At 64.7% G+C, this 12109-nt stretch carries 12 protein-coding genes; 7 read left to right on the forward strand and 5 right to left on the reverse strand.

Annotation, left to right across the window (positions count from 1 at the left end):
• Positions 1-441 (reverse strand): chaperonin GroEL (groEL, locus tag KIT79_00005; GenBank protein MCW5827677.1); only part of this gene is annotated, 441 nt, incomplete at its 3' end.
• An 83-nt stretch (positions 442-524) separates the two neighbouring features.
• Complete coding sequence (gene groES / locus KIT79_00010; protein ID MCW5827678.1) at positions 525-815, reverse strand: co-chaperone GroES; 291 nt, start codon at positions 813-815, stop codon at positions 525-527.
• A 481-nt stretch (positions 816-1296) separates the two neighbouring features.
• Between groES and KIT79_00015 the strand changes: the two genes are divergently transcribed.
• From KIT79_00015 to KIT79_00025, 3 genes are all read left to right on the forward strand, one after another.
• Positions 1297-2055 (forward strand): FadR family transcriptional regulator, encoded by a 759-nt coding sequence (locus tag KIT79_00015; protein MCW5827679.1) that lies wholly within the window; start codon positions 1297-1299, stop codon positions 2053-2055.
• Positions 2056-2104: 49 nt separating this feature from the next.
• Complete coding sequence (locus KIT79_00020; GenBank protein MCW5827680.1) at positions 2105-3064, forward strand: ferritin-like domain-containing protein; 960 nt, start codon at positions 2105-2107, stop codon at positions 3062-3064.
• A 135-nt stretch (positions 3065-3199) separates the two neighbouring features.
• The gene (locus tag KIT79_00025; GenBank protein MCW5827681.1) at positions 3200-5128 is read left to right on the forward strand and encodes a hypothetical protein; all 1929 of its coding nucleotides are present in this window, start codon (positions 3200-3202) and stop codon (positions 5126-5128) included.
• A gap of 21 nt (positions 5129-5149) precedes the next feature.
• Here KIT79_00025 and amrB read toward each other — a convergent pair whose 3' ends face one another.
• Positions 5150-5977 (reverse strand): AmmeMemoRadiSam system protein B, encoded by an 828-nt coding sequence (amrB, locus tag KIT79_00030; protein MCW5827682.1) that lies wholly within the window; start codon positions 5975-5977, stop codon positions 5150-5152.
• A 280-nt stretch (positions 5978-6257) separates the two neighbouring features.
• Here amrB and KIT79_00035 point away from each other — a divergent pair, with 280 nt between their 5' ends.
• Together KIT79_00035 and KIT79_00040 are read left to right on the forward strand one after the other, a co-directional pair.
• Entirely contained in the window at positions 6258-6725 is a 468-nt protein-coding gene (locus KIT79_00035; protein MCW5827683.1) for a hypothetical protein, read from the forward strand.
• A gap of 119 nt (positions 6726-6844) precedes the next feature.
• A complete protein-coding gene (locus tag KIT79_00040; protein ID MCW5827684.1) occupies positions 6845-7579 on the forward strand; it encodes an SPOR domain-containing protein in 735 nt (244 codons plus the stop codon).
• Here the strand turns inward: KIT79_00040 and KIT79_00045 are convergent, their stop codons facing one another.
• Together KIT79_00045 and KIT79_00050 are read right to left on the reverse strand one after the other, a co-directional pair.
• Positions 7580-8743 carry a deoxyguanosinetriphosphate triphosphohydrolase gene (locus KIT79_00045; GenBank protein MCW5827685.1) on the reverse strand — a complete coding sequence of 388 codons (1164 nt, stop codon included), beginning with the start codon at positions 8741-8743 and terminating at the stop codon, positions 7580-7582. It abuts the gene before it with no gap.
• Between the two features lie 20 nt (positions 8744-8763).
• Positions 8764-9999: a tetratricopeptide repeat protein gene (locus KIT79_00050; GenBank protein ID MCW5827686.1), complete on the reverse strand. Its 1236-nt coding sequence runs from the start codon at positions 9997-9999 to the stop codon at positions 8764-8766.
• Positions 10000-10187: 188 nt separating this feature from the next.
• Between KIT79_00050 and cysE the strand changes: the two genes are divergently transcribed.
• Together cysE and KIT79_00060 are read left to right on the forward strand one after the other, a co-directional pair.
• Positions 10188-10940, forward strand: a complete 753-nt coding sequence (gene cysE / locus KIT79_00055; GenBank protein ID MCW5827687.1) for a serine O-acetyltransferase — start codon at positions 10188-10190, stop codon at positions 10938-10940.
• A 15-nt stretch (positions 10941-10955) separates the two neighbouring features.
• Positions 10956-12074, forward strand: coding sequence for a cysteine desulfurase (locus tag KIT79_00060; GenBank protein MCW5827688.1), 1119 nt, complete (start codon positions 10956-10958; stop codon positions 12072-12074).
• Positions 12075-12109: the final 35 nt, after the last annotated feature.

Here is a 12109-nt window from a genome sequence, read left to right on the forward strand (position 1 = left end):
ACCGACCTGGGCGATCTCCTTCTTGTCCTTGATCGGCTTCGAGAGCTTCTTGATCTCTTGCACGACAGTTTCGAGGGCCTGCTCGATGCCGCGTTTCAGTTCCATCGGATCATGACCGGCGGTGACGAGCTTGACACCCTCGCGGTAGATCGCCTGCGCCAGCACGGTGGCGGTCGTGGTGCCGTCACCGGCCGTGTCGGAAGTCTTGGAGGCGACTTCACGCACCATCTGGGCGCCCATGTTCTCGAACTTGTCCTCGAGTTCGATCTCCTTGGCCACCGTCACGCCGTCCTTGGTCACGGTAGGGGAACCGAAGGTCTTTTCAATAATGACGTTGCGGCCCTTGGGACCGAGAGTGACCTTGACGGTGTTCGCCAGGCGGTTCACGCCTTCCAGGATTTTCGCACGTGCGCTGGTGTCATAAATGATCTGTTTTGCCATGTTGGTATGTCCTTAAGGGGTTAGAGGTGAAAATCCGGCTGGCTGCACCGGCGGGAACCCCTCCCGCCCGGTGCTTCGCCACATCAGCTTTCGATGATAGCCAGCACATCCTCTTCGCGGAGGATCAGGTGCTCGACGCCTTCAATGTTGATTTCGGTCCCGGCATATTTGCCGAACAGCACGATATCGCCCTTCTTCACGTCGAGGGGCTCGGTCTTGCCGCTTTCCAGCACGCGGCCCTTGCCGGCTGCCACAACCTTGCCCCTGGAAGGCTTTTCCTTGGCGGCATCGGGGATGATGAGCCCGCCCTTGGTCTTTTCTTCTTCGTCCTCGCGTTTGACGAGAATCCGGTCGCCTAGCGGTCGTACGGCCATGTGGTCTATCCTCACTTCTTCTTTCATTCAGGGTTTGGTTTCTGGTGCTTCCGGGGTTCCGGCGAGAGCCGGTGCTGCCCAGCCTAACTGCCGGAAACAGGAGTGTTTTACCGTATTTCCGCCATTTTCATCGTGGCGGGCCGCCCCCAGAAGTCGCCCATCGGCCGACGGCTCTTAGCACTCCAAAGCGGGGACTGCCAATGACCTCGGCGGGTCGAATGTAAATACGGGTGTGAAAACGGCAAGGGGGACAGAAAAGTTTGAGGCGTGGTGAGCCGTGGCAGAGGGGCTGCACGGCCCGATATGCCGGGGGAAGATTAAAATCCAGGGGGCAAACTCCCCCTCTTGACGCGATACGGCAGGGTGGATATCCTCCCGACTGGTTGGACCACCCGGCCAACGAGCCAGGAGCCATACCCGGTCCCGCCGGACAAAGCACACGGCCAGCCATTATATATTAAGGAAGCAGCCCGGAACCCCTATGAACTTCCAGCCGGTCAAGAAGGAAAACCTCACCGACGCCATCGTGGGCCAGGTGCGGACGGAGATCCTCAAGGGCACCTACAAGGCTGGCGACCGGCTGCCCTCGGAGCGCGAACTCGCCCTCATGTTCGCCGTGAACCGCACCACCGTGCGCGAGGCGATGGCCGAACTGGAGCACCTCGGCCTCGTGGAGCGCCGCCAGGGCGAGGGGTGCATCGTCCTCGACTACCACGAGACGGGCTCCATTGATCTCCTCCGCCACATGCTCACCCGGCCCGACATGGCCGGCCGGTTCGACCTCAAGGCCATCGAATCGGTCTGCGAGACGGCGGGGATCATCTACAGCGGCGCCGCCGAGATGGCCGCCCGGCAGATATCCCCCGGCGAGATCAAGGCGCTCCGCGAACTCTGCCGCTCGATGGACGAGGCCATCGACGCCCGCGATGTGGACCAGGCGATGGACCTGGACCGCCGGTTCCACCGCGCCGTCTTCGCCGCCACCCGGTCGATCGCGCTGGAACTGCTTTCCAACACCTTCTTCGAGATCATCCGGACCTACGAGCCCTACATCCGCATCCTCATGCAGGGGGAGATCGACCGCCACCCGGACCGGATGCGTACCTTCTATCATCACCTTCTGGATGCCCTGCACGGCCGCGACGCCGTGCGTGCGGCGTCCCTTGTCCGCCGGATGGTCACCCCGTCCGACCCGGATCTATGGAAACAGGTCACAGGCCAGGCGGGCCACCGGAGCTGACGCGCTCCCCCGCAGGCGAAAACCCCCGGAACCCGAAAAGGAGGCCCCCATGCCGATGCAGCTCAACAAGGAGTTCAGCCCCTACCGCCCCGAGAACCTTGTCTCGGTGGACAGTTTCCCCAAGCTCGCCTCCTCGGTGGCCGGCTCCAAGAAGGTGTTCTGGGACGACGAGAAGGTGTTCGAGGAAATCCTGTCCCGCAACGGCGGGAAGATCGACCTCACGGCCGAGGAGAAGAAGGCCATCGCCGGCCTCATGTCGATCATCTACTACGGCGAGATCGTCGCCATGCACACCTCGGCCCAGCTCGTGGGGCTGGTGCCCGACCTCGCCGCCCAGTTCGTGCTCTCCTTCCAGACGATGGAGGAGACCAAGCACGTGATGATGATGGGCCGGTACCTGAAGGCCCTCGACATCCCGATCCCCGAGATCAACCCGTGGGCGAAAAAGCTGCTCGACAGCATCCTCGCCGTGGACGACCCGGTGCTGAAGCTCCTCGGCATGAACCTGATCGTCGAGAACGTCGCCCACAGCATCTTCACGATGATCCAGGACAACTTCGACGAGCCGGTGCTGCGCGACTGCCTGCACTACATTGACTTGGACGAGGTGAAGCATGTGGCGCTGGCCAAGAACTACCTGCCCGAACTGCTCCGCAAGACGGGCCGGGTCCGGGCCATGCGGTTCGTCGGCTACCAGATCCTGTGGAACTACTACATGATACGGGCGCAAACCCGGATCATGGAGGACGCAAAGCCCCTCAACATCAACTGGAACAAGCAGGCCAAGCGCGACACGATCGACTGGATCAACCTGTTCAAGGAGATCCCTGAGGATGCCCGGCGCGGCCTCATCACCCCGCCCTCGCGCAAGCAGGCCGAATGGCTCATTGACTGGCTGATGCCGCCGGAAAAATTCGCCCACATCGAGGAAAAGCGCCTGCGCATGAACGCCGAACGCCGTGCCCGGATGCAGCCGAAGATCACCGCCCCGCACGAGGGAATGAACTAGGGGGCCGATTACCGGACCCGGACAGCATACCTCAAGGCAGTCTTCAATCTGGTTGCAGGTCTTCCCTTTTCAAGGAGGGCCTGGCCCGTCCATGCTGGGACAGTCGCAGTCCATGAAGAAAAGACGGGTGGTTTGATGGCTGGTTCGTCACCGCAGGGCGCCCCGACGTCCCTTTTCGACCGCTTTCTTGACCGTTACGAACGGGTCGTAGGCTGGCCCACAGGCCGGAAGGTCTTTCTCCTGACGAGCCTGGCGCTGGCTGTACATCTGCTCGCCTCCACCGGACTGAGAACAGCCGTTTCCCATAGCAGCCGTGTGGGAGGATTTTTCGACCCGGCCCCCCTGATCTTCATCCGCCGCGCCTGGTTTGCCTGGCTCGTCCCGTTCTTCCTCGTTTGCCTCTGGCGTATGCGCTCGAAGGGCGAGGAGCGCTGGCTCGCCCACGTTCTCATCTGGCTCTATGCCTTCACCGTCATGCTCCTGTTTCATGCGTGGGGGCAGATCACAACGGCGTACTTCTTCATCGCGCCGATGCTCACCCTGTTCGCCGCCATCGCCTTCGATACCCGCATCGGATGGTGGACCTATTTCCTGGCGACCCTGCTCACCTGCGTAATGGCGGCCGTCGATACGCTGGGGCTGATGCCTTATGCCCGCGCATTCCTCGAACGGACCCTCGATTCGCATACCCGTGCGATCTACTACGTGCCGGTTCTCTGTGTGAGCTGGGCGGGGTTCTCGCTGGTGTTCCTGCTGGTTCAGGCGACAACTGCCAGCAGGGCCCGGCTACGAGAGGCCATCGGGAAAACCTATGGAGAGCTGGCTCGCGCAAAGGATTCACTGGCGCGGTCGAAGGCGCTCTCCATCATCGCCGGGGCGGGTGCCGCAGCCGCTCATGAACTCGGGAACCCGCTGGCCTCCAGCGGGGCGCTCCTCCAGCTCCTGCGCGAGGATCTCCCCGCTTCCATCCGCGACAGGGCCCTACCGCTCATCGAGAGGATACTGGCACGCGAAAAGCGGATTTCCGAGGTGGTCCACCGGCTGCAGAAGGAGACCGACGACGTGATGCGGCACGAGGCGATCGGTCCCGTCCCTCCCGGATACGAAGCCGAAAGTCTGCCGGATGCGGTCCGTGGCCCGGCTTCGCTCCGCTCCACGCTCGCCGAGCGCTATGAAACCTCCACCGATTGGCCGCTGGCGCGGAAAGCGTTCTTCATGAACCTGGTTTTGCTTCCGCTCGCCCTCTTCATGAGCACAGGCGTGAGCTATGCCTGGAAGGCAGGAATCGCGGATAACCTGCTTGACCTGAACCCCCTCGTCTGGCTGCTCTGGGGATACGTCCTGTGGCTCGGACTGTCAGTGGCTGCGGCACGCTTCTTCATCGTGCGGAATGAAAACTCCCGCCTGCCGGCCTATCTGTCGCTGATCGGGGTATTCCTGCTCTCCTTCGGCCTGTTGCGTCTCTTCGGAACGGTCAGCAGCGCCGTGTTCGCAATCCTTCCGGGGCTCCTCATCTGTCACCTGGTCTTTCTGGATACGCGAATTGGATGGGCAGGATGGGCTGGTGGCACCGCCACCATCCTGCTCCTAGCCTGGGGGGATATCTCGGGTGCGTGGCACTATGCGCCACTTTTCCGGCTACGGCAGATTGACGATCAGCTGGCGCCGGTCTTCTATCTGACACTTCTGGCGACAGTATGGACCAGCTTCACGTGGGCATTCGTGCAGGTACAGCTCGCCGAGCGGCTTCGCATCTCGGAACAGCAAAAGATCGAGGAAGCCACCAGACGGCTGGCTACCGCCAAAGAAGATCTGGCACAGGCTGAAGGACGGGCCGCGGCGGGGAGCATCGTGATGGAGCTGATCCCGAAACTGCTTGGTCCGTTGCAGGAAAACGAACCCGATCTCAGGGCCTTGGAACGGGAACTGGCGGCCGTTCCGGGTGGTGCGGCCAGGGGAGAGCTGGATGTGCTGGCGAGGATCCTGAAGGCGGAAGCCAGGGCCGCCACCATGGCCGGACAACTGGAGAAACTGTCCGTGCCCGTGGCCGGCGCTCCGGCCTGAAACCGCGCCTTTTACTCCTCACTACTCGAACCCAAGGCCCGCGTAGCCGACGACGGCAGTGAGGTCGCCGCTCACGTCGCCGCTGGTGGCGTAGTCCAGAAGCTCGGCGCGGGTCGCGCCGAGGCGGCGGACCGCCTCCAGCATGGCGGTAATCGGCTGGTAGCCGCAGACGGAGAGGTCTTTCTCCTCGACCGTCCGGAACAGCTTTTCGGGGTCCAGCTCCAGCATGGCGTCAATGGCCAGCCGGTCGAGCTGCCGGGTGAGGGCGTCAGGGAGGTAATGGTTCATGTCGCTGGAGACGACGATGAGGATCTGCCGTCCGGCCGCCTCGCGGGCGCGGGCGATGCTCCGGGCAATATCGGCGCCGGCGGCGCGGAGTTCCTGCAAGGAGAGACCCCCAAGGGTGATGGGGACGATCTTCAGCCGGGGGTTTCGTTCCAGAAGGAACGGAAGCTGGACTTCAAGGGCATGCTCACGCACGTGGGCCATGACGTCGGGGCGCAGGATAGCCGATCCAGTTACCAGCTCCCGGGCCAACTCTTCGTCGACCGGCACGTCGCCCAGCGGCGTTCGCCAGGCCCCTGAAGTCCACACTGCCGCCCGGGCCCCGAGCCCGGTGTGGTTCGGTCCGATGAGCACCGCCGTGTCCGGCACATTGGCCGACGCGGCTACTGCTCCCGCCACGGAACCCGAGTACACGTAGCCCGCATGGGGCATGACGATCGCCAGAAAGTTTCGGGGGGATTTATTCCGGCGGAGATACTCGCGGACCGTGGCGTCCAGTTCCACTCTTCGCGCCGGATAGAATCTACCGGCGACTGCGGGCTCACGTATGTTCGTGTCCTTCATTGAAGCAGATGGGAACCGGAACCGGGTAGAAGAAGCGCACTAGCGCTTCTTCGCTTTCTTCGCGGGCTTCTTCTTGGCCGTCTTCTTAGCTGCTTTCTTCTTTGCTGCCACCGCCTGGTTACCTCCTTTCGACAGATTTCGGCGAATGAATGAATTGTAAGGATATCGGGCACCCAATTGCAATAAGAATCGACAGGTTCCGGCGGTCTGTCGCGCCCCGGCCGGCGGCTCCCTTGCGGGCATGTCAGCAGGGACGGTATGCTTTTCTCCGCGTGCACCGATGAGTGATCCCGTTTCACAGCGTCCCGCGTCCGGGCTCTCGCCGATACTCGGCGACGAGATCGACGCGCTCCGCCGCCGCGCGGAGATCGACCTCGACGTGCTGATGCGCGAGCACAAGTACGAACTCGACCAGATCCTGCAGCAGCAGAAGTCGGCGCTTCGCGCCGTGATGCTTCTGGCGCTCACCGTTGTCTTTCTTGCCGCCGGTGCCGTTTTCTGGCTCCGGTCCGCCGACCTTGAGAGTCTGGACCGCCAGCGCACGGAACTGTCGCTCCTGTCGGCAGAGCTTCGCCGCAAGAACGAGGAGGCGCAGGCCCTGGTGGAATCGTTCCGCGAGATCGAGCGGGCCTGGAAGCGGCGGCTTCTGGACGCCTCGGGACTCCGCCACCAGGAGGATGCCGCCCTGCCCCTGCTGGAAAGCGCCCCGGCGGCCGGACCGGCCGCGCCCCCCCCTGCCGCCCCCTAGAACCCCGGTGCCGCGCCCTGCATGGACACCTACCCCGATTTCTGGTATCTCTTAACGAAAGCCGCAGGTTATGGCCGCCGCCCCGGACGGGGACAGCCGCCAGGAGAGTTGGACGATAGATGGATGCCAACCGGAAGAAGATAGTCGTTGTCGGCGGGGCCCTCGTGGTCGCGCTCGTGCTGGTCCTGTTTGTGGTCCTGTTCTTCCTGGGCGGGGAGCCCGAGCCCCGGCCGGTCGCCGTGACGCCTCCCCCGCCGGTCGAGGCTCCGCCGCCAAAGGCCGAGGAACCCAAGCCCGAAGCCAAGCCGCAGCGGCTGGCGAGCTATACGGTCAAGAAGGGCGCCACGATGGAGGACATCGCTGCCCGCCCGGACATCTACGGCAAGGGCGACGACTGGTGGGTCTTGTGGCAGGCGAACCCCGACGCCGTTTCCCATGCCTTCCAGACCGAGGGCGGGAAATGGGTGGCCATCGTCCGCGCCGGCAAGACGCTGAAGGTGCCAGAACCCAAGGCCCTCTCCCAGATGGACAAGAATTCGCTCACGGCTGCCGTCCAGCCTTATGCCGTCCAGTTCGCCTCGTTCCCCAGCGCGGGCGAGGCAAACCGCCTGCTGGCATCGCTCTCGGCCAGCGGCGCGGCGGATTTCTACGTCACGCCCCGCTATGTGGATGGGGTCAACTACCACCGCGTTCGCGCCGGGTTCTTCAGGAACTGGAACGAGGCCGAGCGGTTCGGCGCCACTTTCACCCAGTCGAACAGCGCGGCCGATGACTACTACGTGACCGAGCCGCGCCCGGAAGAGGTCCGCGACCAGAACGCCGCGCTCCTCCGGAAATACAAGGGTGGCGAGTAGCTACTTCCCCCGGATCCGGTCCCTCGTCTGGTAAGCGTAGCGGTCGGTCATGCCGGCCACGTAGTCGCACACGCACCGGTGCAGCCCCTTCTTGCCGATCCTCGACCGGTAGGTATCGGGCAGCTCGTCCGGGCGTTCCGCGAAATAGAGAAACACCTCGCTCACCACGCTGTCGCTTTCCCGGTGATGGGCCTCCACCCTGGGATGCTGGTAGAGGTTCCGGTAGAGATGGGCCTTGAGCTGGCGGCGGAGGACGTCGGTCCCCTCCGGCAGGGCGGTGAGCCAGCCGCCGCGGCTGCGGATATCGTCGGCCGTGGCGACACGGGCCGCCTCCACCCGGCGGGAGGTTTCCCCCGCCAGTTCGCCGATCAGGTGGCCGATGAGCCACCGGATCGCTGTCAGGCGCAACACCTTCTCGCGCATCTTCGGGGTCCGGGTGGCGGGCGTCTCGCCCGAATCCCTCAGGCGGCGGCGGGCCTCCTCCAGTGCCATCGCCCACAGTTCGACCTTTGCCAGCGCGTCCGCGTCCAGAAGACCCGACTCCAGCCCGTCGTCTATGTCGTGGTTGAGGTAGGCGATCTCGTCGGCGAGGTCGATGAGCTGCGCCTCCAGCGAGGGCGGCCTTGAAGGGTCGAGCCGTTCGATCCGTTTGCAGCTTCTGAATGGCTTTCCGGGCGAATGCTTGAGGATTCCCTCCCGCGTCACCCAGGTGAGGTTGATTCCCGGGAAGCCGGGATAGCGGGTTTCCAGTTCCTCGACGATCCTGAGCGACTGGAGGTTGTGTTCGAACCCGCCGTGTTCCCGCATCAGGCCGTTCAGGACGGCCTCCCCCGAGTGGCCGAACGGCGGATGCCCCAGGTCATGCGACAGCGCGAGCGCCTCGGCGAGATCCTCGTTCAGGCGGAGGCGGCGGGCGATGGCGCGGCTCACCTGGGCGACCTCGATCGAATGGGTGAGGCGCGTGCGGTAGTAGTCGCCCTCGTGGTTGACGAACACCTGGGTCTTGTATTCGAGCCGCCGGAACGCTCCCGTGTGAATGATCCGGTCCCGGTCCCGCTCAAAGTCCGGGCGGCCGTCATTGTGGGTTTCCGGGTAGCGCCGCCCCCTGACGTCCGGGTGCCGTTCGGCCCACGGGGCCAAGGGGATGTTTTCGGCGGCGGTCATCGCTGGCGGCAGGAGGCCTTTCAGTACCGCTTCAGTGTTTCCACGAGTTCCCTGATGGATGGTGCATCCGCCGAACGGGGAGCCAGCTCCAGGTATTTCTCGAAATGGGCGCGGGCCTGCGGGTAGTCGTTGCGCTCGTAGAAGTCGTAGCCAAGGTTGTAGTAGGCCGGCGCGAACGAGGGATCCGTGCGGATCGCCTGCCTGAGATATTCGAGATACAGGGCCCGGTCGGTGGTTTCGAGCTTGAGTCCCTCGTTGAACCAGCGGGCCGCCTTCCAGTCCTTCTGTTCGGCCGACGGCTGGAAACCGGACGGTTCCGGCTGAACGGGTGCAGGGACCGGCGTCACCACCGGAGCCGCCGGTTCGGGCTCGCCCAGATGGCGCCGGAGTTCGGCGATCACGGTCCTGACCCCGAACGATTCCGGGGCGTCAGGCTTCATCTTCAGGAACCTTTCAAACTCGCCGAGCGCGTCCCGGTACTGCTTGCGCTGGTAGAAAAGCTCGCCGAGCGCGTAGTGCGGCTCCGCAAACTGGGGATCCAGGGCGGAAGCCTTGAGATAGTAGTCGCGCTCGCGGTCGGAATAGTCGCCAAGACGGACTCCCAGGTTGAACAGTTCCCTTGCCTGCCGGACCGGATCGGCCTTCCTCACCGGCGCGGCGGGAGCCGGCTGTGTCGAGGCCTGTGGAGAAGCGGCCGGTTTGGCCGCCGGCGCAGCGGCGGGGGGCTCAGGGGCCGGAGCCGAGAGCGTCACCGCCTTCGCCGGGGCAGAGGCCGTCTGCTGGACGATCTTCTTCGCCTCGGCCGAGAGGTCGTCCTGGACCCCGAACAGGTCGCTCCGGGTGGAACGGAGCTTTTTCACCGTCTCGGTGCTGGTGTCGCCGACAACCATGTTGAACCGGTACACCTCGCCCGACTGCTGGTAGCTGCCCCAGATGATGAAGCGGGCCCCCGCCGAACGGGCCAGATCGAACGCCTCGTCGAAACCGGGTTCCGTTGAGGCCGAAATGCCCTTCTCGCGGCGCAGACGTTCCATCTCGCTGCGGGGGATGGTTTCCACCGCTCCGGGGGAGGCGATTTCGTATTCAATGGCGCTGGCGACCCCTTCAGCTTCGGCCGGGGCGGCGGCCCCGCCCACTTTCACCGGCGGGATCACCAGAACGCGGACCGGCTCCCGGCCCCACAGGGAGGACGACAGCACCAGCACCAGGAGTCCGCTGAACTTCCATAAACGGGAAACAGGGTATGAACCGGCCAATTTGATCTTTCCTTCCGGGGCCTTCATAAATATACACGTAGGACGCATCCGGCCTTCCTTATGTATCAGGAAGGAGAGGATAGCGTCCCGGACCCCCGGTTGAAATGGGGGCCGGGCACGGACCGGGACCCGTGCCCATGCCGATAATAGTGGTGGACCGGAAGGACAAGTCAGGGCCCGTGCCCAGCATCTTCCAGCACATTCGCGAAGACATCCGCAATGTATTTGAACGGGATCCGGCCGCACGCAGCACGGCCGAGGTGCTCCTCTGCTATCCGGGGCTCCATGCCCTGTGGATGCACCGGGCGGCCCACGGCCTGTGGAACCGGAACCTCAAGCTCTCGGCCCGGATGCTCAGCCACTTCTCGCGCTTCGCCACCGGCATCGAGATCCACCCCGGTGCCTCCATCGGGCGGCGGGTATTCATCGATCACGGCATGGGCGTGGTGATCGGCGAGACGGCGGAGATCGGGGACGACGTGCTGATGTACCACGGCGTCACCCTTGGCGGCACGAGCCTCGAAAAGGGCAAGCGTCATCCCACGATCGGCGATCATGTGGTGATCGGAAACGGCGCCCGGATCATCGGCCCGGTCCAGATCGGCCACCACACCAAGATCGGGGCCGGTTCGGTTGTCGTGAAGGAGATCCCCCCGCACTCGGTTGTGGTCGGCATCCCCGGCCGGATCGTCCATACCGACACTCCGGAGAACCGGGCCGACGAGGAGCGGATGCTCCAGGACCAGAGCGTCATGCCCGACCCCGACGAGGCACGGATCGAGGCACTTCAGGCCCGCAATGCCGAACTGGAGAGCGCCCTCGACAAGCTCCAGCAGGAACTGGACCGGCTGCAGGGCCAGTTCGACCGGGCCCGCGGCGGCGGCGACCTGCTCGCCACCGTGGACCAGATTCGCGGTCCCCGCCGGCTGGGTACCAAGTAAGACGTCTCCCCGCTTGTGACCCGTACCTATCTCGACTGGAACGCCACCGCCCCCGTCCGCCCGGAGGCGCGGGAGGCCGCCCTGAAGGCCCTGGACCTTTCCGGCAATCCGTCCAGCATCCACCAGGAGGGGCGTGAGGCCCGTCGAGTGCGCGAATTGGCCCGCGAAGCAGCCGCCCGCTGGCTCGGAACCAGTCCCGAAGCCATCATCTTTACCAGCGGCGGCACTGAATCGAATGCTGCCGCCATCTACGGCCTGTTCCGGACGGCCAGCGGCAGCCACCGGATCCTTGTGTCAGCCACCGAGCACCCGAGCGTGCTCGAAAACGCCCGCCTCACCGCGGCCCGCTTCGGCGGCGAACTGGTCTTGCTGCCGGTGGACCGGAGTGGGGTTCTTCCTCCCGGCCCGCTGGAGCGGGAACTGGCCAAGGGCGCGACGCTGGTGTCGGTCCACGCCGCCAACAACGAGACCGGAGTGCTGTTTCCCGTGGACGAAATTGTCCATCAGGCCCGCGCCGCCGGGGTTCCGGTCCATGTGGATGCGACCCAGTGGCCGGGGCGGCTCCCCCTGCCCTCTGGCCTGTGGGGCGCCGACCTCCTCACCTTTTCCGGTCACAAGCTGGGGGCGCTGAAAGGCGCAGGGATTCTGGTGAATCCCGGACGCAGGCCGCTGGAACCGCTCATCACTGGCGGCCCCCAGGAGCGGGGACGGCGGGCCGGGACGGAAAACCTTGCTGCCATTGCATCCCTTGGCGCGGCCACTGAGGCGATCCGGACTACCGGAGAAGCCGAGTTCGCCCATCTGGCCGCACTTGACCGGTGGATGACTGGCCGGCTTGCCGGGTCACCGTGGAAGCCCGTCACGGACGATGCCCCCCGCCTGCCGAACACATGGAATCTCACCCTGGACCAGGATGCGGAGCCGGTCATACAGGCGCTCGATCTGGAAGGGTTCGCCGTCTCGTCAGGGTCGGCCTGCTCGTCCGGATCGGTAGAACCCAGCCACGTGCTGCTGGCCATGGGCCTTTCCCCAGCCGAAGCACGCCGCTCGCTCCGCATCAGCGCCGGGCGGCTCACCACGACAGAAGATCTGGAAAACGTCCTGAAAGCCCTGGAACGGGTCTGCCGGAGATAACCTCCCCCCGCCCCGCCTGCTGGCGGGACGGGAGG

Source organism: Deltaproteobacteria bacterium (genome assembly GCA_026129095.1).
GTDB lineage: Bacteria > JAGRBM01 > JAGRBM01 > JAGRBM01 > JAHCIT01 > JAHCIT01.

Excerpts from the sequence above, each read along its gene's own strand:
- groES (MCW5827678.1), bottom strand. The coding sequence starts at position 815 with ATGGCCGTACGACCGCTAGGCGACCGGATTCTCGTCAAACGCGAGGAC.
- KIT79_00015 (MCW5827679.1), top strand. The coding sequence starts at position 1,297 with ATGAACTTCCAGCCGGTCAAGAAGGAAAACCTCACCGACGCCATCGTG.
- KIT79_00020 (MCW5827680.1), top strand. The coding sequence starts at position 2,105 with ATGCCGATGCAGCTCAACAAGGAGTTCAGCCCCTACCGCCCCGAGAAC.
- KIT79_00025 (MCW5827681.1), top strand. The coding sequence starts at position 3,200 with ATGGCTGGTTCGTCACCGCAGGGCGCCCCGACGTCCCTTTTCGACCGC.
- amrB (MCW5827682.1), bottom strand. The coding sequence starts at position 5,977 with ATGAAGGACACGAACATACGTGAGCCCGCAGTCGCCGGTAGATTCTAT.
- KIT79_00035 (MCW5827683.1), top strand. The coding sequence starts at position 6,258 with ATGAGTGATCCCGTTTCACAGCGTCCCGCGTCCGGGCTCTCGCCGATA.
- KIT79_00040 (MCW5827684.1), top strand. The coding sequence starts at position 6,845 with ATGGATGCCAACCGGAAGAAGATAGTCGTTGTCGGCGGGGCCCTCGTG.
- KIT79_00045 (MCW5827685.1), bottom strand. The coding sequence starts at position 8,743 with ATGACCGCCGCCGAAAACATCCCCTTGGCCCCGTGGGCCGAACGGCAC.